25 protein-coding genes and 1 pseudogene are annotated in these 26,549 nt (G+C 61.1%); 18 read left to right on the top strand and 8 right to left on the bottom strand.

The window, feature by feature from the left end:
- Positions 1–214 precede the first annotated feature (214 nt).
- The 10 genes from NKI41_RS12145 to NKI41_RS12190 all read left to right on the top strand — a co-directional run bounded on the left by NKI41_RS12145 (position 215) and on the right by NKI41_RS12190 (position 10,884).
- The gene (locus tag NKI41_RS12145; protein ID WP_352683167.1) at positions 215–1,888 is read left to right on the top strand and encodes an ABC transporter substrate-binding protein; all 1,674 of its coding nucleotides are present in this window, start codon (positions 215–217) and stop codon (positions 1,886–1,888) included.
- 107 nt (positions 1,889–1,995) lie between these two features.
- Entirely contained in the window at positions 1,996–3,024 is a 1,029-nt protein-coding gene (locus NKI41_RS12150) for an ABC transporter permease (protein ID WP_352449667.1), read from the top strand.
- Positions 3,024–3,998, top strand: coding sequence for an ABC transporter permease (locus NKI41_RS12155; protein WP_352541714.1), 975 nt, complete (start codon positions 3,024–3,026; stop codon positions 3,996–3,998). The genes NKI41_RS12150 and NKI41_RS12155 overlap by 1 nt, the downstream gene beginning before the upstream one ends.
- The gene (locus tag NKI41_RS12160; RefSeq protein WP_352472482.1) at positions 3,988–5,013 is read left to right on the top strand and encodes an ABC transporter ATP-binding protein; all 1,026 of its coding nucleotides are present in this window, start codon (positions 3,988–3,990) and stop codon (positions 5,011–5,013) included. Before NKI41_RS12155 ends, NKI41_RS12160 begins: the two co-directional genes overlap by 11 nt.
- Positions 5,010–6,002 carry an ABC transporter ATP-binding protein gene (locus NKI41_RS12165; RefSeq protein ID WP_352472483.1) on the top strand — a complete coding sequence of 331 codons (993 nt, stop codon included), beginning with the start codon at positions 5,010–5,012 and terminating at the stop codon, positions 6,000–6,002. The genes NKI41_RS12160 and NKI41_RS12165 overlap by 4 nt, the downstream gene beginning before the upstream one ends.
- Before the next feature lie 311 nt (positions 6,003–6,313).
- Complete coding sequence (locus NKI41_RS12170; RefSeq protein ID WP_352683169.1) at positions 6,314–7,522, top strand: ABC transporter substrate-binding protein; 1,209 nt, start codon at positions 6,314–6,316, stop codon at positions 7,520–7,522.
- A gap of 11 nt (positions 7,523–7,533) precedes the next feature.
- Positions 7,534–8,307 carry an ABC transporter ATP-binding protein gene (locus tag NKI41_RS12175; RefSeq protein WP_352683171.1) on the top strand — a complete coding sequence of 258 codons (774 nt, stop codon included), beginning with the start codon at positions 7,534–7,536 and terminating at the stop codon, positions 8,305–8,307.
- Positions 8,300–9,010 (top strand): ABC transporter ATP-binding protein, encoded by a 711-nt coding sequence (locus NKI41_RS12180; protein ID WP_352472486.1) that lies wholly within the window; start codon positions 8,300–8,302, stop codon positions 9,008–9,010. Before NKI41_RS12175 ends, NKI41_RS12180 begins: the two co-directional genes overlap by 8 nt.
- Positions 9,011–9,017: 7 nt before the next feature.
- Positions 9,018–9,905 (top strand): branched-chain amino acid ABC transporter permease, encoded by an 888-nt coding sequence (locus NKI41_RS12185; RefSeq protein WP_352501369.1) that lies wholly within the window; start codon positions 9,018–9,020, stop codon positions 9,903–9,905.
- Between the two features lies 1 nt (position 9,906).
- The gene (locus NKI41_RS12190; RefSeq protein ID WP_352683173.1) at positions 9,907–10,884 is read left to right on the top strand and encodes a branched-chain amino acid ABC transporter permease; all 978 of its coding nucleotides are present in this window, start codon (positions 9,907–9,909) and stop codon (positions 10,882–10,884) included.
- 19 nt (positions 10,885–10,903) lie between these two features.
- On the opposite strand, the gene NKI41_RS12195 is transcribed toward NKI41_RS12190, so the two are convergent.
- From NKI41_RS12195 to NKI41_RS12210, 4 genes are read right to left on the bottom strand one after another with little or no spacing between them, the layout of a single operon-like run.
- Positions 10,904–12,079, bottom strand: a complete 1,176-nt coding sequence (locus NKI41_RS12195) for an ABC transporter ATP-binding protein (RefSeq protein ID WP_352683176.1) — start codon at positions 12,077–12,079, stop codon at positions 10,904–10,906.
- The gene (locus NKI41_RS12200; protein ID WP_352683178.1) at positions 12,072–13,214 is read right to left on the bottom strand and encodes an extracellular solute-binding protein; all 1,143 of its coding nucleotides are present in this window, start codon (positions 13,212–13,214) and stop codon (positions 12,072–12,074) included. Before NKI41_RS12200 ends, NKI41_RS12195 begins: the two co-directional genes overlap by 8 nt.
- A 22-nt stretch (positions 13,215–13,236) precedes the next feature.
- The gene (locus tag NKI41_RS12205; RefSeq protein WP_352683180.1) at positions 13,237–14,058 is read right to left on the bottom strand and encodes an ABC transporter permease; all 822 of its coding nucleotides are present in this window, start codon (positions 14,056–14,058) and stop codon (positions 13,237–13,239) included.
- Positions 14,055–14,933, bottom strand: coding sequence for an ABC transporter permease (locus NKI41_RS12210; protein ID WP_352501364.1), 879 nt, complete (start codon positions 14,931–14,933; stop codon positions 14,055–14,057). Before NKI41_RS12210 ends, NKI41_RS12205 begins: the two co-directional genes overlap by 4 nt.
- A 249-nt stretch (positions 14,934–15,182) precedes the next feature.
- Here NKI41_RS12210 and NKI41_RS12215 point away from each other — a divergent pair, with 249 nt between their 5' ends.
- The 7 genes and pseudogenes from NKI41_RS12215 (at position 15,183) to NKI41_RS12245 (ending at position 22,141) form a co-directional block, all read left to right on the top strand.
- Entirely contained in the window at positions 15,183–16,109 is a 927-nt protein-coding gene (locus tag NKI41_RS12215; protein ID WP_352683182.1) for an ArsR/SmtB family transcription factor, read from the top strand.
- A 4-nt stretch (positions 16,110–16,113) separates the two neighbouring features.
- Positions 16,114–16,275: a hypothetical protein gene (locus NKI41_RS12220; RefSeq protein WP_352541706.1), complete on the top strand. Its 162-nt coding sequence runs from the start codon at positions 16,114–16,116 to the stop codon at positions 16,273–16,275.
- Between the two features lie 18 nt (positions 16,276–16,293).
- The gene (gene arfA, locus NKI41_RS12225) at positions 16,294–17,805 is read left to right on the top strand and encodes an arabinosylfuranosidase ArfA (protein WP_352683184.1); all 1,512 of its coding nucleotides are present in this window, start codon (positions 16,294–16,296) and stop codon (positions 17,803–17,805) included.
- A 49-nt stretch (positions 17,806–17,854) separates the two neighbouring features.
- Positions 17,855–18,946, top strand: coding sequence for an ABC transporter ATP-binding protein (locus NKI41_RS12230; protein WP_352449658.1), 1,092 nt, complete (start codon positions 17,855–17,857; stop codon positions 18,944–18,946).
- Between the two features lie 19 nt (positions 18,947–18,965).
- A pseudogene (locus tag NKI41_RS12235) lies at positions 18,966–19,882 on the top strand (carbohydrate ABC transporter permease).
- Positions 19,879–20,727, top strand: a complete 849-nt coding sequence (locus tag NKI41_RS12240) for a carbohydrate ABC transporter permease (protein WP_031211878.1) — start codon at positions 19,879–19,881, stop codon at positions 20,725–20,727. The pseudogene NKI41_RS12235 and the gene NKI41_RS12240 overlap by 4 nt, the downstream one beginning before the upstream one ends.
- Positions 20,728–20,821: 94 nt before the next feature.
- On the top strand, positions 20,822–22,141 hold the full coding sequence (locus NKI41_RS12245) for an ABC transporter substrate-binding protein (RefSeq protein WP_352449655.1): 1,320 nt from the start codon (positions 20,822–20,824) through the stop codon (positions 22,139–22,141).
- 283 nt (positions 22,142–22,424) lie between these two features.
- Here NKI41_RS12245 and minE read toward each other — a convergent pair whose 3' ends face one another.
- Genes minE through minC form a run of 3 tightly spaced genes read right to left on the bottom strand, consistent with a single transcriptional unit; the run spans position 22,425 to position 24,248 of the window.
- Entirely contained in the window at positions 22,425–22,697 is a 273-nt protein-coding gene (gene minE, locus NKI41_RS12250; RefSeq protein WP_352683186.1) for a cell division topological specificity factor MinE, read from the bottom strand.
- Positions 22,694–23,509: a septum site-determining protein MinD gene (minD, locus tag NKI41_RS12255; protein WP_352472499.1), complete on the bottom strand. Its 816-nt coding sequence runs from the start codon at positions 23,507–23,509 to the stop codon at positions 22,694–22,696. Before minD ends, minE begins: the two co-directional genes overlap by 4 nt.
- A 19-nt stretch (positions 23,510–23,528) precedes the next feature.
- Complete coding sequence (minC, locus tag NKI41_RS12260; RefSeq protein ID WP_352472500.1) at positions 23,529–24,248, bottom strand: septum site-determining protein MinC; 720 nt, start codon at positions 24,246–24,248, stop codon at positions 23,529–23,531.
- A 238-nt stretch (positions 24,249–24,486) separates the two neighbouring features.
- Here minC and NKI41_RS12265 point away from each other — a divergent pair, with 238 nt between their 5' ends.
- Positions 24,487–25,347 (top strand): alpha/beta hydrolase, encoded by an 861-nt coding sequence (locus tag NKI41_RS12265; protein ID WP_352683188.1) that lies wholly within the window; start codon positions 24,487–24,489, stop codon positions 25,345–25,347.
- A 94-nt stretch (positions 25,348–25,441) separates the two neighbouring features.
- Here NKI41_RS12265 and NKI41_RS12270 read toward each other — a convergent pair whose 3' ends face one another.
- On the bottom strand, positions 25,442–26,548 hold the full coding sequence (locus NKI41_RS12270; RefSeq protein WP_352472502.1) for a glycosyltransferase: 1,107 nt from the start codon (positions 26,546–26,548) through the stop codon (positions 25,442–25,444).
- Position 26,549 lies beyond the last annotated feature (1 nt).

Below are 26,549 nucleotides of genomic sequence, written 5' to 3' on the forward strand. Positions count from 1 at the left end.
ATGTCGGCCGGCTGCTCAACAAATAGGCGGGGATAAGCCTGTCCGACCCTATCTATCTTAATAGCTATCCCGTCCGGCTTCGCTCGCCGTAGTCTTTTGCGATTGGGCCAAGTAGCGGACACCGTTCGCAAACCCAGACTGTTTCAGCCGCGCAATGGTCGATCGACCGGGTTCAGCGCGGCAAAAGCCGACACGCCTCCATGAGGGAACAAATATGCGACCCCAAAAAGCATTTGCAGCGTTGATGCCCTGCCTGGCTCTGCTCGGCGTGTTCATGATGTCGCCGGCAAACAGTGCCTTGGCCACCGAGGGCAAGCCAGGCGGCACACTCCGACTGCTGGCCAATGCCGCGGCAGGCACCGCCGATCCGCACATCAACTACACGCTGCAGTATTTCCAGATCAATTATGTCCTCTACGATGGCTTGGTGACCTACAAGAAGGCCGGGGACAAGACCGGCTTCGAAGTCGTCGCGGACCTGGCGGAAAGCCTCCCGCAGGTCGAGAACGGCGGCAAGACCTACGTCTTCAAGCTGCGCAAGGGCATCAAATTCGCGGATGGCTCGGATGTCACCACGAAGGACGTGGTGGCTTCGTTCCAACGCATCTTCAAGATCAGCGGGCCGACGGCCGGGACCTTCTACAAAGGCATCGTCGGCGCGGATGCGTGCTTGAAGACGCCTGCGACGTGTACCCTCGAAGGTGGCCTGTCGGTCGACGACGCCGCCGGAAACATTACCTTCAATCTGGTCCAGCCGGATGCCGAGTTCCTGCAGAAACTGGCTGTTCCGCACGCGTCGATCCTGCCGGCGAGCGCGCCGCTGAAGGACGCCGGCACCGATCCGATCCCGGGCACCGGACCCTACATGATCGCCAGTTACGATCCCAACAAGCTGATGAAGATTGTGCGCAACCCTCATTTCAAGGAATGGAGCAAGGAAGCGCAGCCGGCCGGATATCCGGACGAGATCGACTACGAATTCGGCCTAACCGACGAGGCGGCGGTGACCGCTGTCGAGAACGGCCAGGCGGACTGGATGTTCGACCCGCCGCCGTCCGACCGTCTCGCCGAACTCGGCACCAAATATGCCAAGCAGGTCACGGTTCATCCGCTGACAGCGATGTGGTACGCGCCGATGAACACCAATCTGGCGCCGTTCAACGACATCCGCGTTCGCCAGGCAGTGAACTTCGCGATCGACCGCGCCGCGATCGTCAAGCTGTTCGGCGGCAGCAATCTGGCGCAACCGGCCTGCCAGATCCTGCCACCGGGCTTCCCGTCATTTGTGGCCTATTGCCCGTTCACCGCCAATCCGGGCGAGAAGTGGTCAGCACCGGATATGGACAAGGCCAAGCAATTGGTCGCTGAATCGGGAACCGCAGGTCAGGAGGTGACGATCATCACCGAGGACACCACGGTCTCCAAAGCGATCGGCGTCTACCTGCAGGATGTGCTCAACCAGCTTGGCTACAAGACGTCGGTCAAGCCGATCTCGCAGAACATACAGTTCACCTACATCCAGAACACCAATAACAAGGTGCAGATTTCGATCTCGCAATGGTTCCAGGATTACCCGGCGCCATCGAATTTCCTGCAGGTCTTGTTCAGCTGTGCCTCGTTTACGCCGGGCTCCGACGCCTCGGTCAATATTTCGGGGTTCTGCGACAAGTCGATCGACGCATCGATGGACGAGGCAGAGGCAGCCACCATCGCCGATCCGGCCAAGGGCGCGACACTCTGGACCGCCATCGACAAGGCTGTGACGGACAAGGCTCCGGTCGCTGTCCTGTTCACGCCAAAGCGCGTCGATGTGATCTCTTCCAGGCTGAAGAACTTCACCTTCAGCCCGCAATTCTACTGGATTGTCAGCCAGTCCTGGGTGGAATAGCCGACCGGAGCCAATGCGACGGAGTGCCGCTGGCTCTCCGTCGCATTTCCTTTTCCGGCGGATCAGCGCATCTTCCAGGCCGCGATTTTTCCCAGGCAATCCTGTTCATGGTCAATGTCATTGCGGACCAGCCTGCCATCCCGGTTCGCCGGGCCACCGATGGCCCGTGGCGCACCGCATGGCGCAAGCTGAAAGGCGATCGTTCGGCAATATCTGCCTTCGCCGTGCTCGTCGTCATCGTGATCGCCTCGCTCGCGGCGCCGCTTTATGCGCGGTACGTCTCCGGCACCGATCCATTTGTGACCAATCTCAATGGCGAGATCGTCGTCGATGGGGTGACCCAGCCGGTGCTGCAGCCCTCCACCGAAGGCCTTGGCCTCGGCATGACGCCGGTCGGGCCGACCTGGCGCATCGGACCCTATATGCTGGGTGCCGACAACCAGGGCCGTGACGTCGCGGCGCGGCTGCTTTACGGCGGACGGGATTCGCTGTTGATCTCGGGTGCTGCAGCCGTGCTGTGCCTTGTCCTCGCGACATTCCTTGGGGTCGTTTCCGGCTTCTTCGGCGGCATCGTCGACATCGGCCTGTCGCGCATTCTCGACGTGCTCTGGGCTTTTCCGATTTTCCTGTTGGCAATTTCATTGTCGATCGTGCTGATTGCGCAGAGTATCCAGATCGGTCCGTTCGAAATCCGCTCCGGCAGCCTGTGGCTACCGGTCTTCATCATCGGCATCGTCTATGTGCCCTATGTGGCGCGGCCGATCCGCGGCCATGTCCTGACCTTAATGCATGCCGAATTCGTCACCGCTGCGATCGGCCTTGGCGCATCGCCCTGGCGCATCCTTTTGCGCGACATCATGCCCAATGTGGTGACCCGCATCATCGTTTTCGTGCCGTTGATCCTGGCGCTCAACATGATGACGGAATCCTCGCTGTCGTTCCTGTCGATCGGCGTGCAGCCGCCGGATGCCAGCTGGGGCACGATCATCCAGGACGGCCAGGGCCTGCTCTATTCGCGGCCGGTCGTGGCACTGGCGCCGGGGCTAGCCATTGTGATCACGGTGCTGGCTCTAAACATTCTGGGCGACGGCGTGCGCGACGCGCTCGATCCGAAATCCTCGCCGAGGGGCGTCTAGTGGTTGCCGCGCTCGGCTTCCGGCTTGGCCAGATGGTGCTGGTTATGTTCGGTATCAGCGTCGTCGCTTTCCTGATCTTCTTTGCGACGCCTGGCGCTGATCCATCGGCGCGCATTGCTGGCCGCAATGCTTCGCAAGAGACGCTGATCCAGGTGCGCCACGATTTCGGTCTCGACCGGCCATTGCCGGTGCAATATGGGCTGATGATGAACCGGCTCTTCGTCAGCCGCGATCTCACCTCCTTCGTCAATCGCGGGCAGCGCGTCATTCCGACCGTGATAAGCGCCATTCCCGTGACGCTGTCGCTGGTCGGCGGCGCGGCAGTGCTGTGGGTGCTCGGCGGATTGATCGTCGGTGTGATCGCAGGCGCAACGCGCGGTACATTCATTGATCGCGCGCTGATGATCCTGAGCCTGGTAGGTGTGTCGATCCCGGTCTTCTGGCTGGGCGAGGTCGCCAACCTGCTGACGCAAAGCCGCTGGCACGACAACTGGCTGTTTTCCTGGGTTCCTCCGCTCGGCTACATCCCCCTGACCGAGAATCCCTGGGGCTGGTTCAAGGCGCTCGTCATTCCGTGGTTCACGCTGGCAACCCTTTATGTCGGCCTCTACGGCCGGGTGCTGCGGGCAAGCCTGATCGAAATGATGCAGGAGGATTTCATCCGCACCGCCCGGGCCAAGGGGATCGGCGAACGCCGGGTGCTGCTGCATCATGGCCTCAGGACCTCTTTGGTCGCATTCGTCACCATGTTCGGCCTCGATTTCGGTGCCTTGGTCGGCGGCGGCGCGCTGTTGACCGAAGTGGTCTTCGGATTGCAGGGTGTCGGAAAACTGACGTATGAGGCGCTGCAGACCCTCGATCTGCCGATGATCCTGGCCACGGTGATTTACGCCGCCTTCTTCGTGGTGATGGCAAACTTCGTCGTCGACGTCGTCTTCGTCATAATCGACCCGAGGGCGCGCAATGTCGGCTGATGCTCCCCTTCTGGTGGTCAAGGACCTCACTGTCTCCTTCCGCAGCGACGAAGGCCTGGTGCGGGCGGTGGGAGGTGTTTCGTTCTCCGTCGAGCAGCGCGAGATCGTCGGTGTGGTCGGCGAATCCGGTTCGGGCAAAAGCCAGACCTTGCTCGCCATTATGGGGTTGATCGACAGCCCCAACGCTATCGTCTCCGGTTCCATCCGTTTCATGGGACAGGAGCTGATCGGGCTCAAGCGGCGTGCGCTCGATGCCATCCGCGGCCGCCAAATCGCGATGATCTTCCAGGATCCGATGTCTGCGCTCACCCCGGTGCATACGATCGGCAACCAGATCGGCGAGCAGGTCCGCGCGCATGAAAAGGTGTCGGCGAAAGCGGCACGGGCGAGGGCCGTGCAATTGCTGGATGCGGTCGGCATCGCAAATCCGGATCGGGTCATCGACAGCTACCCGCACCAGCTTTCCGGCGGTATGCGCCAGCGCGCGGTGATTGCCATGGCGCTCTCGTGCAACCCGGCGCTGCTCGTCGCGGATGAACCGACTACAGCCCTCGATGTTACCGTGCAGGCGCAGATCCTCGAACTGATCGGACGATTGCGCGACCAGTTCGGTTCCGCTGTGATCCTGGTCACGCATGATCTTGGCGTCGTCGCCGAAGTCGCGGACCGGGTACTGGTTATGTATGGCGGACGCTTTGTCGAGGAGGGCGGCAAGAGCAGCGTGTTCCGGGCGCCGCTGCATCCCTACACATGGGGCTTGTTCGGCTCGATCCCGCCGATGGAGGGACCACGTCCAGCCCGGCTCGCTGCCATTCCGGGAATTCCGCCGTCGCTCTCCAACCTGCCGAAAGGCTGCGCCTTCAGCCCCCGCTGCGCCTTTCGCCACGACGCCTGTCTGGTTCAACTGCCGATCATGCAAGGCGAGAGCCATCGCGCCGCGTGCCTGTTGCCGGAGCCTACGCGCAGACAATTCGCTGCCCAGAGGCCTGGCGGCGTGGTGGAGATGCAACGATGAATGCCATGCCACGCGAACGTCCGCTGCTTCGTGCCGGCGACCTGTCGAAGCGCTATAGCGTCGGCCGCTCGATCTTCCCGGCGCAGCGCCGGACCGTGCATGCGGTTGATACGGTGTCGCTTGACATCTGGCCCGGGGAGACCCTCGGCATCGTCGGCGAGTCCGGTTGCGGCAAATCCACGCTTGGCCGGTGTCTGGTGCGTCTGACCGAAATCAGCTCGGGGTCGCTGGAATTCGAGGGCCGCGACATCAGCGACGCCTCCCAGCGCCAGCTTCGTCCGTTGCGGCGGCAGATGCAGATGGTCTTTCAGGATCCCAGCGCTTCGCTCAATCCGCGCCGGCGGGTCGGCGATCTGCTGGCCGATCCGTTCCGCATCCATGAACGCCTCTCGGCATCGGAAATGGCGGACCGCGTGGCCGAGCTCCTGCGCCGGGTCGACTTGTCGCCCCAGCACGCATCGCGCTACCCGCACGAATTCTCCGGCGGCCAGCGCCAGCGTATCGGCATCGCCCGCGCGCTGGCGCTGCGGCCACGGCTGATCGTGGCCGACGAGCCGGTCTCGGCGCTCGACGTGTCGATCCAGGCGCAGATCGTCAATCTGCTCGCCGACCTGCGCGAGGAGTTCAACTTGACCTATGTGTTCATCGCCCACGATCTTTCCGTGGTGCGTCAAATCTCGAGCCGTGTGGCGGTGATGTATCTGGGGTCAATCGTGGAGAGCGGGCCGACCGACGAGGTCTTTGCGGCGCCCAGACATCATTACACCGCGGCGCTGCGTTCCGCCGTGCCGATACCCAGCATTGACCGGGCGCGGCGCGGCCGGCTGGTGCTCAAGGGTGATCTGCCCAGCCCGATGAACCCACCCTCGGGGTGCCGGTTCCACACCCGTTGCCCAGCTGCCACCCCGATCTGCCGCAGCGAGCGCCCGCTTCTCCAAAGCATTGGCGAGGGCCGCCTGGTTGCTTGCCATCATCCAGCCGGCGGTTGACGAGGGAATTCTCGTTCAACGATATCCGGACCGTCAGCCGTAATCATTGCTTCGGCGAGAATAGAGGCCGATCTGGACGCCGCACGATCCGGCGCTATGTTGCGCTTCGGCGGCCGGGCATCGCGGATGCCTAATACTAAAGTAACTGTTCTCGCGTTGCCGAGCGATGCTACGATTTGAAGGACGGCGGCCGTACAGCGCTGCGTGATTTTGCGCCGGCGAGGACGGAATGTGGGAGGCCACTCTTCGTGCTGCAGCAGGCTGCCGCCGACATGTTGCTCGGTTGTCGACCATAAGGGAGGAAGTCACCAATGAAGATATCGTACCTGGTCTCGGCCGCGCTTCTGGCAGCGACCGCGATGCCTGCCGCAGCCGCCGAGATTTCCGACGGCAAGATCAAGATCGGCATTCTCAACGACCAGTCGGGCGTCTATGCCGATTTCGGCGGCAAGTGGTCGGTCGAGGCCGCCAAGATGGCGGTCGAGGATTTCGGCGGCAAGGTACAAGGCTCGCCGATCGAGGTCGTCAGCGCCGACCACCAGAACAAGCCGGACATCGCCTCCAACATTGCGCGGCAGTGGTATGACACCGAACAGGTCGATTCCATCATGGAACTGACCACCTCCTCGGTGGCGCTCGCCGTCCAGGGAATTTCCAAGGAAAAGAAAAAAATTGACATCGTCACCGGCGCCGCGACCACCGAGCTAACCGGTAAACAGTGCTCGCCCTATGGCTTCCACTGGGCCTACGACACGCATTCGCAGGCAGTGGGGACTGGTGGCGCTCTCGTCCAGCAAGGCGGCGACAGCTGGTTCTTCGTCACAGTCGATTATGCATTCGGCTATTCGCTGAAGGAGCAGACCGCAAAGTTCGTCGAGAGCCATGGCGGCAAGGTGGTTGGCGAGGTGCGTTACCCGCTCGGCTCGACCGACTATTCATCCTTCCTGCTGCAGGCGCAATCGTCGGGCGCCAAGGTTATCGGCCTGGCGAATGCCGGCCTCGACACCTCCAACTCGATCAAGCAAGCGGCCGAATTCGGTATCGTGCAGGGCGGTCAGCGGCTTGCAGCACTTCTGTTCACGCTGGCCGAGGTGCATGGGCTCGGTCTCGAGGCGGCGCAAGGCGTGGTGCTGACCGAAGGTTTCTACTGGGATCGCGACGACAAGAGTCGCGAGTTCGCCCAGCGCTTCTTCAAGCGCACCAACCGCATGCCGAATATGATCCAGGCCGCCACCTATTCAGCGGTGACCCAGTATTTGAAGGCGATCGACAAAGCCGGCACCGATGGAACCGAGGCGGTCGCCAAGGAATTGCATGCGATGCCGGTGAACGATGTCTTTACGGCGAACGGCAAAGTGCAGGCCGACGGCAACATGGTTCACGACATGTATCTTTATCAGGTCAAGTCGCCGAGCGAGAGCACCAAGGAGTGGGACTATTACAAACCGCTCGCCACGATCCCCGGTAACGAGGCGTTTCTGAGCCCCAAGGAGAGCGGCTGTCCCACGGCAGGCGAGTGATTGGCGGACCGATGGCGCCGCCTGGACCGGATGGGCCGCGGGTAGTGCTTTCCGCCCGCGGTTTGCGGCGTGACTTCGCCGGCTTTGTTGCGGTCAGGAATGTCGATCTCGACCTCTACCACGGCAACATCCACGCGCTGATCGGACCCAACGGCGCTGGCAAGACCACCGTCTTCAACCTGCTCACCAAGTTCCTGCCGCCGACCGGCGGCAGGATCGAACTGCTCGGCCACGACATCACCCGCACCTCGCCGGCCAAGGTCGCGCGGATGGGCCTGGTGCGCTCGTTCCAGATCTCGGCGGTGTTTCCGCATCTCAGCGTGCTCGACAATGTGCGCGTTGCATTGCAGCGACCGGCCGGACTCAGCGTTCAGTTCTGGCGCTCGCTGTCTGTGCTCGATCGGTTGACGCCGCGCGCCGAGGAGCTTTTACGGTCTGTCGGCCTCGACGATGCCAAGAACAGGCCCGCCGCCGATCTCTCCTATGGCAGGAAACGCGTGCTCGAGATCGCCACGACGCTGGCGCTCGACCCGAAAGTGCTGCTGCTCGACGAGCCGATGGCCGGCATGGGGCATGAGGATGTGCGCACGGTTTCCGACATCATCCGCTCGGTCGCCAGGGAGCGTGCGGTGCTGATGGTCGAGCACAATCTGACTGTTGTAGCCGATCTTTGCGACTGGATAACCGTCATGCAGCGCGGCGAAATCCTTGCCGCCGGCGACTACGCCACGGTCAGCCGCGACGAGCGGGTGAGGATCGCCTATATGGGCACCGCCGATGAGTGACGCCGCGCCGCTTCTCGCAGTCCGCGGCCTCAACGCCTGGTATGGCGAGAGCCATGCGCTGCACGGCGTCGATCTTGAGGTCTTTCCAGGTGAAACTGTGACGTTGCTGGGCCGCAACGGCGTCGGCAAGACTACGACATTGCGCGCCATTATCGGGCTGATCCGCCAGCGGACCGGCCAGATTTTTTTCGACGGCAAGGATCTGATGCGCCTGCCATTGCACCGGACCGCGCATCAAGGCATCGGCCTGGTGCCAGAGGAACGCGGCATCTTTGCGACGCTGACCGTGGACGAGAATCTGGTTCTGCCGCCGATCGTCGCCGAGGGCGGCATGAGCGTGCAGGAAATATTCGATCTTTTCCCCAATCTGAAGGAGCGCCGCAACAGCCCGGGCACCAGGCTGTCGGGCGGCGAGCAGCAGATGCTGGCGATCGCGCGCATGCTCAGAACCGGCGTGAAAATGCTGCTTCTCGATGAGCCGACCGAGGGCCTGGCTCCGGTCATTGTGCAGCGCATCGGCGATCTGCTGGCGACGATGAAAAAGCGCGGCATGACGATCCTGCTGGTCGAGCAGAATTTCCGCTTTGCCAGCCGCGTCACCGACCGTTTCTACCTGATGGAGCACGGCAAGGTCGTGGCGGGCTTTCCGGTCGGCGAACTGCCGGATCGCATGACGCTGCTGCATGAAGTGCTGGGTGTATGATGGCGCCATGACGATGATCTTCGGGATACCCGTTCAGGCATTCCTCGGCCAATTGCTGGTCGGCCTCATCAACGGCTCGTTCTACGCAATGTTGAGCCTGGGCCTGGCTGTCATATTCGGCCTGTTGCGCGTCATCAATTTTGCCCACGGCGCGCTCTATATGCTCGGCGCCTTCGTCGGGTACCTGCTTCTCACCCGCTTCGGCATCGGCTACTGGCCGGCTCTGATCCTGTCGCCGCTGATCGTCGGCGGCTTCGGCGTCGTGGTCGAGCGCCTGGCGCTGTCGAGGCTTTACGACATCGACCCGCTTTACGGGCTGCTTTTCACCTTTGGCCTCGCGCTCGTGCTCGAAGGGGTGTTCCGTTACTACTATGGCGTATCGGGAAGTCCTTATTCCGTGCCGCCGCTGCTCTCCGGGGGAACCAATCTCGGCTTCATGTTCCTGCCCAATTATCGCGGCTGGGTGGTGGTCGCCTCGATGATCGTCTGTTTCGGCACCTGGGCGCTGATCGAGAAGACCAGGCTGGGCTCCTATCTGCGCGCGGCGACGGAGAACCCCGGCCTGGTGCAGGCTTTCGGCGTCAACGTGCCGTTGCTGCTGACCCTCACCTACGGCCTCGGCGCCGCTCTTGCCGGACTTGCAGGGGTTCTCGCCGCGCCGATCTATCAGGTGAGCCCGCTGATGGGATCTGACCTCATCATCGTCGTCTTCGCCGTCGTCGTGGTCGGCGGCATGGGATCGATCCTCGGGGCGATCGTCACCGGTTACATGCTTGGCCTCGCCGAAGGCCTGACCAAGGTCTTCTATCCCGAAGCCTCCAATCTGGTGGTCTTCGTCATCATGGCAATCGTGCTTCTGGTCCGGCCAGCCGGCCTGTTCGGAAGGGATGCCTGAGATGGCCGAACTGACACTTCGCGAGACGCGTGCCAAGAATTCGGCACGGCTTGAATGGGCGCTGGTCGGGCTCGGCATCCTGGCGCTGCTGGTGGCGCCTTTCTTCGTCTATCCGATCTTCCTGATGAAGATGCTGTGCTTTGCGCTGTTTGCCTGCGCGTTCAACCTTCTGCTCGGCTACACCGGGCTGTTGTCCTTCGGCCATGCGACATTCTTCGGCGGGGCGGCCTATTTCACCGCATACGCGGTCAAGGTCTGGGGCTGGCCACCGGAAGCGGGCATCCTGCTCGGTGTCCTAGGTGCCGCGCTGCTCGGCCTTGTGATGGGCTTCTTTGCCATCCGCCGGCAAGGCATCTATTTCGCCATGATCACGCTGGCGCTGTCGCAGATGTTCTTCTTCTTCTGCGTGCAGGCGCCGTTCACCGGAGGTGAGGACGGCATCCAGGGCGTGCCGCGCGGCAGGCTGCTTGGAATGCTCGACCTGAACGTCTCGATGAACATCTATTATTTCGTGCTGGCGGTCTTCCTGATCGGCGTGTTCGCCATCTGGCGCATCATCAACTCGCCTTTCGGCATGATCCTGCGTTCCATCCGGGAAAACGAGAGCCGGGCCATTTCGCTTGGCTATTCCGTCGCCAACTACAAGCTGGCGGCTTTCGTCATGTCGGCAACATTGGCCGGGCTGGCCGGCGCGCTCAAGGCGATCGTTTTCCAGTTTGCCACACTCACCGACGTCACCTGGCAGATGTCCGGCGAGGTGATCCTGATGACGCTCCTCGGCGGCATCGGCACCATGGTCGGGCCGATCATCGGCGCCAGTCTGGTCGTCGGCCTGGAGAACACGCTCGCCACCTCGAATTTTCCAGTGACCATCGCCACGGGCCTGACCTTCATGGTCTGCGTGCTGGTTTTCCGGCGCGGTATTGTCGGTGAGATCTATGCGCGATTTCTCGGGCCAAAGGGTGACGCGAAAGACTGAACGGGTCAGCGCCGCCTCGCTAGGCGATGCGTACACCTTGCGCGTCGAGAAGTACGCAACCCAGCGGGTCGAAGCAGACATCGACCGTTTCGCCTTCGCGCAGCGGCTGTCCGTCGATCAACGTGTTGGCGCGCACCAGCGTGCCGGCGCCGATGTCGATCTCGTAGACCGCATTGCCGCCGAGATAGGAGGTCGAGACGATCCGTCCCGCCAGCCTGTTGGCAGCACCGGCGGTACCGACGGTAAGCTTCTGCGGGCGAACGACGACGGTGACCGCGCTGCCGGTCGCGAGCGCCTTCGGCGCGGCCGCCTTTACGACATGGCCGGTGGCCAGCGCGATCGTCGCCATCTTGCCGTCCATCACTGTCACGCTGCCGGGCAGCATGTTGGCCTTGCCCAGGAAATTGGCGACGAATGCGGTGGCCGGCTGGTCATAGACCTGCGCGGGGGAGCCGATCTGCTCGATCAGGCCGGCGTTCATCACGACGATGTGGTCGGACATCGACAAGGCTTCTTCCTGGTCGTGCGTCACGAAGATAGCGGTGATGCCCGTCTCCCTCTGGATTTTCTTGATCTCGACGCGCATGTCCTCGCGCATATTGGCGTCGAGCGCCGACAAGGGCTCGTCCAGCAGCAGCACTTCCGGCTCGAAGACGATGGCGCGGGCCAGTGCGATGCGTTGCTGCTGGCCGCCCGAGAGCTGCGACGGCAGCTTTGTCTCACTGCCGGGCAGCCGCACCATATCCAGCGCCTTCTTGACCCGGCGCACGATTTCCGGTTTCGGCACGTTCCGGTATTTCAGGCCGAATGCGACGTTGTCGAAGACGTTCTTGTGCGGAAAGAGCGCGTAGTTCTGGAACACCAGACCAATGTTGCGCTTATAGATCGGGATGTCGTCGACCCGCTTTCCGCCGATCGAGATCTGGCCACTGGAGAGGTCGACCAGGCCCGCGATCGAGCGCAGGATCGTCGTTTTGCCGCACCCGGACGGCCCCAGCAAGGTGACGAAACTACCTTTGCGGATTGCCAGTGAAAAATCGCGCACAGCGGCGAACTTGCCGTAGAAAATATCGATGTCGCGAAACTCGACCGCAGGCTTTCCTATCGGCTGCCGCTCGCTCTGGGCGAGCGGGTCGCCATCAGCCCCGGCCGAAGCCGGCCGGGGCTGCTGGTCGTGGCTGTTGTCGTCATGCACCTTTCGACACCCTGTCCCATTGCTTGGTCCAGGCGTCTTCGTTCTTCGCCCAGTAGAGCGGATCGGCGAAGGTCAGCGATTTCATCGATCCAGTCGGGTCGAAGGCCGGAAGCGCCGCGATCTTGTCGGTCAGCTTCACCTTGGTGGGGTCAAGCGATGGCGGATAGTTCTGGCCCTCGGCGACGGCGATCGAGGTGGCAGGATCCAGCATGAAGTTGATCAGTTCCTCGCATTCGGCCATCGGCGAACCCTTGAGCACCAGCATGTCCTCCATCCACGCGTATGAGCCGGCAGGGTCGAGATAGCCGATCGGCTGGCCCTGCTGCTGCAGGGCGGCGACACGTCCTGACCAGGCGTCGGTGACGACGATCTCGTTGCGCGACAGGAGGTCCATCAGTTCCGCGCCGGAACTCCAGAATTTCTTGGCCAGATCGCGGGTCTCGCGAACCTTGGCCCAGACGACGTCCATGTCCTGGATGTTGTTGGGGTCCTGTTTCGTCTGCAGCGCCGCATACCAGACGCGCGTCGTCATATCGGCGTAGCCGCCGATCTTGCCGGCATATTTCTTGTCGGTAAGCAGGTTGGCGCCCTTTTCCTTGGCTTCCTCCGGCGAGATGACCTTGTTGTTGTAGGCGATGCCGGTGGTGCCGTAATCATATGGCACTGCCGACAGCTTCGGCGTGATCTTGCGGAACGGCTCGATCATGGCGGTCAGGACATTCGCCATGTTCGGAATGTTTGCCTCGTTGATCTCCGAATTGAAACCGCCATTGACGTATTTGATGTAGTAGTTGACGCCGGAAGAATGGACGATCTGGAAGTCGCCTGGTTTCGACGTCTTGATCTTGGTGATGATCTCGTTCTCGTCGCCAAAGGTGCCCTGGACGACCTTGACCTTGGACTTGGCGGTATAAGGCTGGAACGCGTACTTATCGATCGCCTCCTGCACCACGCCGCCCCATCCGTCGAAGCGCACTTCCGAAACCGCGGCCAGCGCCCGTCCCATCCAGGGCATGGAAAGCCCGGTGGCGGCAGCAGCGGCGGCCGTCAGCGTCAGGAATGATCGCCGGCTGATGTCGCCATTGGCATAGCGTTCGTTGAGCCGTTCCAGTCGTTTAGTGGTTGTCAGTTTCATTTCCATTCTCCCATTTTCAATTTCACTTGCCTGCCTTGAACCAGGTGAGGCTTTGCAGGATGAGCCCACCTGCCAAGGGAATGCCGACCGTCAAAAGGATCATGACGGTTCCGAGCGCGTTCACCTCAGGGCTGATCGAGATCTTCAGCATCGAAAGGATTTGCGTCGGCATGGTCTCGACGCCCGCCGGCCGCCAGAACAGGCTGGCCGAGGTGTTGTCGAACGAAATGGTGAAAGCGAGCAGAACACTGGCAAGCACTGCGGGAATGAGCAGCGGCAGCGTGATTTCGCGGAATGTCGACACGCGCGGCGCCCCGAGCGAAAGCGCCGCCTCCTCATAGGAACGTTTTATGCCGACCATGCGCGCCTGGACGATCAGCACCACATAGGGGAGCGTGAGCAGAATGTGGCCGAGCACCAGCAGCGTCATGCTGCGCGGCTGGTCGACGGCTTTGATCATGACCAGCAGGCCGACGCCGAGTATCGTTTCGGGGACCAGCGCGGGAAGAATGACAAGCGTGTTGATCGCCTGCTTGCCACGGAACTCGAAGCGCACCAGCGCCAATGCCGCCATGATGCCGAGCAGCGTCGTCACCGTTGCCGTCACCAGGGCAATCCACATCGATGTCCGGAAGGCGTCGAGAACCGGCTCGTTGGTGAGCAGCTTTTCGTACCATCGCAGGCTGAAGCCGGTGAGGGGAAAGCCGCCGAACATCGAGGCATTGAAGGAAAGCACGACCGTGGCGAGGATCGGCGCAAACATGAAGACGTAGACGCACACCGTGATCGCGCCGGTCAGCCGCCACACCCATCTGCCTTCGCGATCGGGATGATCCGCTCTCATGCACTGAGGCCCTTCATGATCTGCGATAGGCCCATATAGCGGCTATAGGCGGCCGCGGCCGCGCCGAGCAGGACGAACAGGACGATGGAAAGCGTGGCGCCCATCGGCCAATTGAGCTGCCCCATGATGGTGTCGTAGATCAAGTTGCCGAACAGCGCATCGCGGCTGCCACCGAGCAGCTGCGGCGTCACATAGGAGCCGGCCGCCAGCACGAAGCAGAGCAGCAGCCCGGCGCCCAGCCCGGGCATCGATAGCGGCAGGGTCACTTCGCGAAACGCCTGCGCGCTGGTACAGCCCATCGAGCGGGCGGCGGCGATCAGCGTGCGGTCGATGCTTTCCAGGCTGACATAGACGTTCAGGATCATATAGGGCAGCAGAAAATGCAGCAGCCCCATGATGACGGCGCCCTCGGTGTAGAGCATCGGCAACGGCTCGTTGATAATCCCCAGCCCGATGAGCACGACGTTGATCAGCCCCTGTTCGCCGAGAATATGGATCCACGAGAATGTCCGGATGGTGAAGCTGATCCAGAACGGCACAATGAGCAGCAGCAACAACAGCCATTTGTGCCTGAAGGTCGTGGCCCAGATGAAATAGGCGGGGAAATAGCCAAGGATCGCGCAGATCACAGCGGTGATGGCGCCGACGCGAACGGTCTTCCAAAGAAAACCGTGATAGTAGCTGTCGGTGAGGAATTCCTTCCAGTTGTCGAAGGTCAGCACCGCCGACTCCACCCCCGCGGTGACGAAGGTGAAAAACGTGTAGACCGTCATCATCGCGATCGGCAGCAGCAGAAGCAGGGTAAGCAGTAAAAGCACAGGCGCGACGAGGACCCAGGCCAGTCGCTGATCGTATAATTTCCACCCTTTGGTCACGACCCGTCCAACCGCTTTATGTGCAAGCCGCCATCACCGGGCTCGGCTCCGGACTAGATTGGGCGATCGGCGTTCAGGTGTCCACTCTGCATATGGCTCCTGCACAAATTCTGTGCAGGGCCCCCGCGCGACCCTCGCCCTGCCGGATTCAACAAATTGCCCGACGTTCCGCCTGCACATTGATTAAATCAGATATCCCGATATACAGGGTAATTTCGGATATGGATTTTACATGGGCCGGGCAATTTCATGAGTCGCAATTTTCTGGTGATTGAACCTGAGGAAGGCATTGCCGTGCTCAAGGGGCTTGCCTCCTCGGCGCGGATCTCGATGCTGAAACTGCTGCATGAGAAGGGGCCGATGAATGTCAACGAAATCGCCGCCGTGCTGTCGCTTCCGCAGTCGACCGTCTCGACCAACATCCAGGTGCTGGAGGATGCGGGGCTGATCCGCACCGAGAACCTGAAAGCGAAGAAAGGCAGTCAGAAAATCTGTTATCCGACGGCGGAAGAAGTGCTCGTCGTGTTCAAGAGCGAATATCGTGCGGTCAAGAACGACGCGATCGAAGTGTCGATGCCGATCGGGCTTTATACCGGCTTCGAGGTTACCGCGCCCTGCGGCCTTTGTTCGCCGGACGGCATCATCGGTCTACTCGATGTGCCGAACACTTTCCTCGATCCGGACCGCATGAAAGCCGGTCTGCTATGGTTCACGCGCGGTTTTGTCGAATACCAGTTCCCCAACAATGCCAAGCTCGCCAATGCCGAGATCACCGGACTCGAAGTTGCGATAGAACTGTCTTCGGAAGTGCCGGGCACCAGCGCCGATTGGCCCTCGGACATCACGCTGACGATCAATGGCGTCGATGTCGGCACCTGGACGTCGCCGGGGGATTTCGGCGACAAGCGCGGCGTCTTCACGCCCTCCTGGTGGAAGCTCAAGGGCTCGCAATACGGTAAGCTGAAGAACTGGCGAATTGCCAATGACGGCACCTATGTCGACGGCCTCAGGATGTCCGAAACCGGGCTCGCCGCACTCGATCTGAAGAGCCATCATTCAATCCGCGTCCGTATCGGCGTCAAGGACGACGCCAAGCGCCCCGGCGGGATCAATATTTTCGGCAAGGGCTTTGGAAATTACGATCAGGACATCCTGCTCAGGATCAAAACTGGTTGATATCATGAAACCGGGTTCTGAAGATAACGCAGCAATTTCAACTATCTGGCTTTCTGCTGTTCCAAAGCGTTCGTCTAATTGTCCTACATTTGGCTATTTTGGCTTGACGAAGGGCTGCCAATTCCTCTTTGATATCGGGCAAGATGATTTAAATCATCGTTTGTGATATCGATGGGAGGAATGCATGAAGGCAGCCGTTACGGCTCATCCGCACTATGTTGTCTCGGAAATCGATCCGAGGCTCTACGGATCCTTCATCGAGCATCTGGGGCGGGCAGTTTACACTGGCATCTATGAGCCCGGCCATCCGACAGCGGATGCCAACGGCATGCGTCAGGACGTCATCGATCTCGTCAGGGAACTCAATGTTCCGATCGTCCGCTACCCCGGCGGCAATTTCGTCTCGGCCTACAATTGGGAAGACGGCATTGGCCCCAAGGAACAGCGTCCAGTGCGCCTCGACCTCGCGTGGCACACGTCGGAAAGCAACGAAGTCGGCCTGCATGAATTTGCCGATTGGTGCACCTCCGCCAACACCGAGATGATGCTTGCCGTCAATCTCGGCTCGCGCGGCCTCGATGAAGCCCGCAACCTGCTGGAGTACGCCAACCATCCCGGCGGCAGCAAATGGAGCGACAAGCGCATCGCCAACGGCCGCAAGGAGCCGTTCGACGTCAAGCTCTGGTGCCTCGGCAATGAAATGGATGGCCCCTGGCAGATCGGCCACAAGACCGCGGACGAGTATGGCCGGCTGGCGCATGAGACGGCCAAGGCCATGCGTGCCTTCTCCAAGTCACTCGAGCTGGTGGTCTGCGGCTCTTCGAATGCCAGGATGCCGACCTACCCTGAATGGGAAGCGACGGTTCTCGACCATACCTACAACGAGGTCGACTACATCTCGCTGCACATGTATTTCGACAACGAAGCCAACGACGCTCCGAACTATCTCGCCATGAGCGAAAAGCTCGACGACTACATTGTCTCGGTCGCCGGCGTCATCGAGTATATCAAGGCCAAGAAGCGCTCCAACAAGCAGGTCTACATCTCGTTCGACGAGTGGAACGTCTGGTACCATTCCAAGGAGCAGGACAGGAAGATACTCGGCGGCAGCAACGGCTGGCCGTTCGCCCCGCCGTTGCTCGAAGACATCTATAATTTCGAGGATGTGCTGCAGGTCGGCCTGATCCTCAACACCTTCATCCGCCGTTCCGATGTCGTCAAGATCGCCTGCCTGGCACAACTGGTCAATGTCATCGCGCCGATCATGACCGTTCCGAATGGCCCGGCATGGCGGCAGACGATTTTTTATCCCTATCTGTTTGCTTCTAACTATGGTCGCGGCAATGCGCTGGATCTCAAGGTGGAAAGCCCGACCTACAAATCCAGCGTTGCGGGCGACGTCGCTTATGTCGATGTTGCCGGCGTGCACGACAGGCAAACCGGCCACGTCACCTTCTTCGCGGTCAACCGCCATTCGAGCGAGGCAATCGAAACAGTGGTCGACCTCACCGGCTTCGGCGCGGCGGAGATCGTCGATCACCAGGTGATGGCACACGCCGATCTGAAAGCCGTCAATTCGGCCGAAAACCCTGGCAATGTCGGCCCCAGGAAGGGTGAGGGCGCCTCGCTCGCCAGCGGCAAGCTGAGCCTGTCACTGCCGGCCTATTCCTACCAGGTCATACGCCTGAGGCTCTGAGTTCAGGCGGATCATCGAGAAAGCGCAAACGCTGAGGAGGAGCGTCGACGTGACGGCCGATATCGAGATCAGGAACGTGAGCAAGCAGTTCGGTGCCATGACGGTGCTGGATCATCTGTCGCTCTCCATAAGGGCACGCGAATTCATCGTGTTCCTGGGCCCGTCCGGCTGCGGAAAATCGACGCTTCTTCGAATGATTGCCGGGCTCGAAGCTGTCGATAGCGGCGAGATTGCCATCAACAACGAGCGCATCGATCATCTGCCACCGGGCAAGCGCGGCATTGCCATGGTGTTCCAGTCCTATGCGCTTTATCCGCACATGACGGTGCGCGACAACATGGCCTTCGGGCTTGCGAATATCGGCGTTCCAGGCAAGGTCATCGAGGCGCGCATCAACGAAGCCGCCCGCATCCTCGAAATGCCGCATCTGCTCGATCGCAAGCCGGGCCAGCTCTCCGGTGGTCAGCGCCAGCGCGTCGCCATCGGCCGTGCGATCGTCAAGGAGCCGAAGGCCTTTCTGTTCGACGAGCCGCTTTCCAATCTCGATGCGGCGTTGCGCACCCGCACCCGCATCGAGCTTGCCCAGCTTCACCAGCGGCTGCAATCGACGATGATCTTCGTCACCCATGACCAGGTCGAGGCAATGACGCTGGCCGACCGCATCGTCGTCATGAACAATCGCAAGATCGACCAGATCGGTACCCCGATGGAGATCTACGAACGCCCGGCGACCAAATTCGTCGCGGGTTTCGTCGGCGCGCCGGCGATGAACTTCGTCGATGCGACGCTTGACAGATCCGGCGAGAACGCCACGGCCAGGTTTGCGGACGGCGTCTCGGTGCAGACCGAGATCGCCTCCAGCCAACTGACCGATGGCAAGTACACTTTCGGCATCCGTTCTGAAGACGTGCGCATCGTTGCCGCCGGACAGGGCAATGCCGGCGGCGTGGTCGATGTGCTCGAGCGGCTCGGCGAACGCACCCTGATCTACGCGCGGCTGGGCGATGGCCAGCAGATCGTCGGCTCGGATGCCGGCAACAGCCGCGTCGCCGTCGGCGACAGAATCGGGCTCGCCTTTGACGGCCAGAAATCGCATCTGTTCAACGAGACCGGCCGCGCCTGGCATGCGAGGGAGGCCTGAGATGGCTGACCGGCTGGCGATGTCCCCGACCGCGACGCTTGCTGTCGGCGTCAGAGCCCCTACCGCCGACATCTATGCGCCGCAATGGCGAAACGTCATTTTCGTTGCGCCATTCTTGTTCTTCTTCACCACGCTGCTGCTCTTCCCGCTGCTCTGGGGGATGTGGCTGAGTTTCCACAAGGCCGACACGTTCTCGTCCGGAAATTTTGTCGGTCTCGGCAATTACGCCAGGCTGTATCACGACAAGGTCTTCCTGCAATCGATCTGGAACACCTTCTATTTCGTGCTTCTGACGGTGCCGACGCTGGCGCTGATCGGCCTTTTCCTGGCGCTTTGCCTCAACCGCCGCACGCGCGCTGCCGCGGTTTGCGGACGCTGTTCTTTTCCTCGTCGGTGCTATCGGTCACCATCGTCACGCTGATCTGGCGCATCGTCTTCATTCCGAATGTCGGGCTGTTGTCGACGATTTACGGATGGTTCGGCGCAACGGCTCCGGCCTTCATTTCCGATCCCAGCCTGGCGATGGCCGGCATCGCCATTGCCACCATCTGGTGGTGCATCGGCCTGCCGATGATGCTCTTTCTCTCGGCGCTCCAGCAGATTCCACAGGATATTTACGAGGCGGCAGCGCTGGACAATGCCAATCGCTGGCAGACGCTACGCTCGATCACGCTGCCGTCGATCAAGCGGACCTTCATCCTGGTGATCATCATCCAGATCGTGCTGCAATTCCAGCTGTTCGGCCAGGCCTGGCTGATGACGCGCGGCGGTCCGAACAACCTGACCAAGCCGATCGTGCTCTACATCTACGATACCGCATTCCGTCGCTGGGATCTCGGCCTGGGCGCCGCGGCATCGGAAATCCTGTTCATCCTCATCCTGGTCGCGGCCATGGCCCAGTACCTGGTGACACGCAGCAGGGGAGACCAGGCATGAGCGCCACAGCAGCTTCCATCAAGGGCCGGGCATTTGGCGACCATTTGTTATTGGCCCTGGTCATCCTGCTTTCGATCGTCATGATCGCGCCGGTTCTGTGGGTCATCGGCCTGTCACTCAAGGACAATACGGAGCTGATGGCCGATCCGAATTCGGTGTTTCACGCGCCCTATACGCTGAAGAACTACATCAACACCGTCGGCACCTCGTCGGTGTTCATCTGGGTGCGCAACAGCATCATCGTCTCGGGCGGATTGACGCTCGGCACGTTGATCCTGTCATCGCTCGCCGGCTACGGCTTTGCACGGCTGAATTTCCCCGGCCGAGACGTGCTGTTCGTGATCGTGCTGTTCGGCCTGGCGGTCCCGGAACAGGCCGTGCTTGTCGCCCGTCACCAGATCTTCAGCATGCTGAAGTTCCACAACACCTATCAAGGGCTCATCCTGCCGGGCCTTTCAGCTCCGTTCGGCGTCTTCCTGATGACCCAGTATTTCAAGGCCATCCCGAAGGAGCTGGACGAAGCCGCCATGCTCGATAACGCCAGCCGGCTCAGGATTTTCTGGAAGGTGCTTCTGCCGCTCACGCTGCCTGCGCAGGCGACGCTCGGCATCTTCACCTTTCTCGGCGCGTGGAACGACTACTTCTGGCCGCTGATTTCGGCGACGAAGAAGGACATGTTCACGCTGACGGTCGGCATGGCCTCGACCCAGACCAACTTCGCCCAGTCCGAAGGCATCGGCTTCCTGATGGCGCAGGCGGTGTTCGCCGGTGCACCGATCCTGATCGTCTACCTGTTCTTCCAGAAATACATCGTCACGGCGGTCTCCGGCGCTGCGGTGAGATAACGAAGATTGCCTGACGGCCGGGGGAATGCGCAGCAATTGAAGCACGAAAGCCAATCCAGGGTGGAGCGGCGGAAACTCAGTAGGAGGAACTGATATGAAACTGAAGAAAATACTGTTTGCCGCAGTCTCTGCGGGCGCAATGATGCTCGCGAGTCCAAGCTTCGCGGCCACGGAGCTGAGCGTGCAGCGCTTTTTCGGCGCCTGCGATGCCGATTTCGGCACCAACACCGATGCCACCAAGGCCGTTGGCGAATGCGGCATCATCACCTCGCTAATCAACAAGTTCAACGCCGACAATCCCGATGTCCATGTCAACGTCACCACCGTGGAATGGCCCGGCTATGATCAGCTGACCGCGCAGTTCGCTTCAGGCGACGCTCCGGACATCGTCACGATCCATGAATCCGTACTGTCGGATTATCAGTCGAAGGGCCTGTTGATGCCGCTCGACGATCTCTTGAAGTCGGTCGGCGTGACACCCGACGCCTTCACCGACGCGGCACGCAATGGCGCCACCAAAGACGGCAAGGTCTATGGCCTGCCGATCGACAGCTGGACGATGCTCTATCACGTCAACATGGATCTTTTCAAACAAGCCGGCCTCGTCAATGCCGACGGCACGCCGATTTTTCCAAAGTCGCCCGAGGAACTGCTCGCCCAGGCCGAACAGTTCAAGCAGAAGACGGGCAAGCCTTATTTCGTTCAGAACCTGACCAATGAGACTGCACTCTACACACGCAACCTCTACACCTATCTTTTCCAGCAGGATTCCGATTTCTTTGCCGATCCGAAGCACGTGAAGTTGAATACGCCGGAAGCCAAGAAGGTCGTCGAGATGTACAAGGCGATCTTCGAGAAGGGCTACACCACCAAGGATCTCGATTATGGCGGCTCGATCAACGCCTTCCTTGCCGGCGAGGGTGGCGTCCACCTTAACGGCACCTGGGTGGTCGGCGATTACAACGCCCAGTCCGAGACCAAGGGTACGGCGCTCAACAAGGGCGGCTATGCGGTCTATCCGTATCCGCAGCTGTTTGGCGGCGCCCACGCCCAATATGCCGACGGCCACACCTGGGCCGTTTCGCAGAAAGACCGCACGCCTGAACAGATCGCGGCCATCGGTAAATTCCTGAAGTTCTTCGCCGACAACGACTTCGAATGGTCACGCACCGGTCACCTGCCGGCCTATAAGGCCGTCATCACCTCGGACGCCTTCAAGGCCCTGCCGCATCGCAACACGATCTCTGCGGTCGCTGATCTCGGCAAGCCGCTGCCGTCCGCCGTACAGCGTCAGTTTGCGATCCAGGACATTATCGGCGAAGAGATGAGTGCAGCAATCAGTGGCCAGAAGGACGTCGACACCGCCCTTGCCGACATGGAAAGCCGCGTCAACGAATTGCTCGCCAACATCTGACCACCGGTTTCGAAAGGCCCTCCCAAGGCTCCCGCGGCTGGAAACGGCCGCGGGTTTTTGGTGAGGCAGTGATTATTGTCCTCGAATTGCGAGACTTGCCGGTGGCAACCGGCTCAAGCACGCCAACCACGGCGCCGCAACCTCGGCAGCAGCCGACGCAAGCCCTGACTGGAGGATTCCGCTAAGCATTTTGCAGCCAAGTGGAACCACTTGGCGTCGCACAAATGCGGCTGAAACAAACAGATAGAGCGGAATGCCCGATTCGATCCAAATGCATTCCGCTCTAGAACGCCGCGGCTATGGGCATTGCGACCTTGTTGGGGATCTGGATGTCGATCTCCAATCTCGACGTCGTTTCGCCGTGATCCATGCTCACCTGCAGGAAATCCTGGTCGACCTGAACATGCCGGGCGATCACCGCCATGATCTCCTCGCGCAACACCGAGACGAGATCGGGCTGGTTGCGGCTTCGACGCTCGTAAGCCAACAGCAGTTGCAAGCGCTCGCGCGCCACCGGCGCGCTGCCGCGGCGCTTGAAGATATCGAGCAGGTTCATGCTGCCCTCCTTCCCAACAGCCGGTCGAGGAGGCCCCTCCGCTCGAAAGGCAGAATGACCGGCAGGTCCTCGCCCTCGAGTCTTCTCGCCGCGTCGATATAGGCGCGTGCGGCGGGGTTGGTGTTTTCGCTGAGCGTAACCGGCGCGCCCACATTGGATGCGCGCAGCACGTCCTGGCTCTCGGGAATTATTCCCAGCAAGGGCGTCGACAGGATCTCGAGCACGTCATCGATGCTGAGCATCTCGCCGCGGGCAGCGCGCGCAGCATCGTAGCGCGTGACGAGCACGTGTTTGGCAATCGATTCACCCTGCTCGGCTTTCATCGTTCTGGAGTCGAGCAGGCCGATGATGCGATCGGAATCGCGGACCGAGCTCACTTCCGGGTTGGTGACGATTACCGCCTCGTCGGCAAAGCGCATGGCAAGTTGCGCGCCCCGCTCTATGCCGGCGGGACTGTCGCAGAAGACGTAGTCGAAAACCGAGCGCAGCTTGTCGATGACATCGGCGACGCCTTCCTCGGTGAGAGCATCCTTGTCGCGCGTTTGTGAGGCCGGCAGCAGGAACAGCGTGTCGAGTCGCTTGTCACGGATCAGCGCCTGCGAAAGCTTGGCGGTTCCCTGAATGACGTTGACGATATCGAAAACAACGCGCCGCTCGGCACCCATGATCAGATCGAGGTTGCGCAGGCCGACGTCGAAATCGACGAGAGCCACCCGCTTGCCGGTTTTCGCGACCGCGGCGCCGAGAGCGGCCGTCGAGGTCGTCTTGCCGACACCCCCTTTGCCGGATGTGACAACCACTACCTTGCCCATATTTGTGCCTCCAATGTTGTTAGTTGAGCGGTGCGACGCAAAGTGCGCCGTCCTCGAGAAAGGCCTGTACCGGCCTTCCTCGCGAGGAGGCGTCCATCTCCTCGGCAGTGCGGTACCAGCCGTCCACCGCCAGAAGTTCGGCTTCGTTTTTCCGGCAAAAGATGCGAGCCGCGGAATTTCCCGTGGCGCCGGCGAACGCACGTCCACGCAGCGTGCCGTAGACGTGGATTGATCCTCCGGCGACGATCTCGGAACCGGAACTGACGGAGCCGACAATGACCACATCGCCATCGGGATGAAAGATCGACTGGCCGGAGCGGATCGGTGCCTTGATCATCAATGAGTTCGGCGCCTGCGGTTCTTCCGTCTTGGCCTCAGCGGCGGCCTTCGGGTCCGGCTGCACGTAAAGCGCATCAGCGGTGGCCTCCTTGGCGCCAACGAGGAGCGGCGGCAGATCGGCATCGAGCGCTACATTGCCATCGGCCTCGATCGCGTAGATGCGAATCCCGCGCTCCGCGAGCTGTAAGACCAGATCCCGCATCTCGCCCACCTCGGGCTTGAGTATATTCAGATCGAGCACGACCGGGCGGCCGGCAAAGAAGCCGGGGGAGTTTTCGGTCCAGTGATCGAGGCTTTGCAGCCATTCCCCTAGCGGAGCCTCAGGGGTGAGGGTGAAGGCTACAAACGAGCGCGCTCGAAAGCGTATGGACTTGTTTTGGATGGGAGCGACGCAGGTCACAGAGGCGAGTCCTTACTGATTGGTTAAGGCTAGCCCGGCATGGTTAACGAAAAGTTAATGGCGGCTTCCCGAGGCGTTGGCGGAGGCATTCTTTTTGTCCCCGATCGTCCCGGCGGCGCCCTGCTTCCGGTGCACGACGAGGTCCTCCTCGCGGCTGCCTGGAGGCGCCTCCAGTTCACGAGGTCGGCCGACCGGTATATTGTTGTCGGAACGCCGAGCCTATTAAGGAGTTATCGATTTGACAAGTGTTGCCAAGGGGCCTGTCGCGGATCGCGGTCGCGCTACCTATGACCTTGGCGCGACCGCCATCTTTGCTTCCAAATCAGACGCGGGCTTTCACTATTGCCTGTATGTGCCTCCCGCGGTTGGGGAAGGGGCCAAAGTCGATCTGATGGTCGCTGTCCATGGCACCGGCCGCACCTCTTTTCTTGGATTCCGCGACGCGTTTTCCGAGTTCGGACGCTGGAACGGCTGCGCCGTTTTGTGTCCGCTGTTTCCAATCGGCGTTCTCGGGGATGATGCCCGCAGCGGGTACAAATATTTGCTCGAGGGCAACATACGCTACGATCAGGTGCTGCTCGCCATGGTTGAGGAGGTCAGCGCCAAATACAGTCAGGATTGGAGCCGCTTTGCCATGTTCGGATTTTCCGGCGGCGGACATTTCACGCATCGTTTTGCTATCCTGCATCCCGACAGGCTCTGGGCGGCCTCAATCGGCGCGCCAGGCTCGGTGACCTTGCTCGATCCGACGCATGACTGGTGGGTGGGCATTCGCGATCTGCCGGAGAAGTTCGGCATCACCTTCGATGCCGCAGCGCTGGCAAAAGTGCCTTTCCAGATGATCGTCGGCGGCGCTGACCTGGAGACTTGGGAAATCACTCATGTCCAAGGCAGCACCCATTGGATGCCAGGCGCCAACGATGCCGGGCGAACACGGCCGGAACGCCTCGTGGCATTGTGTCGATCGTTCGAGGAGGCGGGGGCGCGCGTGCGCTTCGATTTGCTGCCAGGCATATCTCATGAACGGGACGCGGTTCTCGATTCGGTCAAGGATTTCCTTGCCCAACAACTCAAGGAACGAGGAAACGTCTCACGATGAATTCGTTGCGCCCCAGCCCGTGAAGAGATTATCGCAATCAAAGCCCGACTACGTCGACCGCATCCAACGCCGATTTGCTGCCAGTGCGTAACGACTAGAGCAACGCTTCGTATTGATTGCCAATCTTGTCGACTGTGAAATCCACCGCCCTGTTTTTCAGCACGGCAGCAGGGGTGGGGTGGTCCAGCGTCTCGGCCATCGCCTTCGCCAGGGCCGCGGCGTCACCGATCGGCACCAAGGTGCCGAAGCGGCCGTCACCGAGTATTTCGCGCGGGCCGTGCGGAGCATCGGTGGAGATTACGGGGACACCGGCGGCCATGGCCTCGACCAAGACGTTGCCAAAGCCTTCGCTCGTGGATGTAAGGACGAACAGATCGGCTGCGGCGTAACAGGCTGCGGGATCGTTGACGTAGCCGGCAAAGAGTACGTCCTGGCCAATGCCGATCTGCTCGGCACAGGCGTGCAATTCGGCAGCCAGCGGACCTTCGCCGAAGATGACAAGCCGGGCAGGGCGGCCGGCGCGCAGGGCAGCGAAGGCCCGCAGCAAAGTCCGGTGGTCCTTGACCGGCACCAGGCGTCCCGCGGTGGCGATGACCGGGCCATCGCCCATCGCCGCCAACGCTGCCTGCCAGGCATAGGAATTCCTCTGCGGTGCTACAGCTGGCGGCAGCGGGTTATTGATGACGACAACCTTCGATTCGGGGAAGCCTCGGGCGATGATGTCACGGCCGACACCCGCCGAAACGGCGATGGCTTTGGTTGCGCGCGCTGCAACCAGCGCGGAAAGCCAGATCGCCAGCCTGGCGCCGAGGCCGCTGGCAGGCAGCGAGGCCGCGGCATGGAAGCTTGGAAAGAATTTTGCCCGGCTTCTGGCCAACATGAGTGACAGCGCCATCACCAGATTGGCGAATTCCGGGGCGCTATAGACCGCATCAGGATCAAGGCGGCGGAACAAATTTGCGCTTCGCACGATGCCTTTCAGCGTCGCCGACTTGGCGTAACCCTCGCCGCGCAAGGGAAGGCCGAAGTCGACCAGATGCACGGCAGCGGAACGCAGCGCGGCGTTAGGGCCTTCCGCGTTCCAGGTAAAAAGCGTGACCTCGTGGCCACGCGATGCCAGTTCATTTGCCATCAGGACGAAAACACGTTCGGCGCCGCCGCCCCTCAGGCTGGCGATGTGGAAAACGATGCGCTTCACCATG

The organism is Mesorhizobium sp. M0601 (assembly GCF_040320845.1).
In the GTDB taxonomy this organism is placed as follows: Bacteria; Pseudomonadota; Alphaproteobacteria; order Rhizobiales; family Rhizobiaceae; genus Mesorhizobium.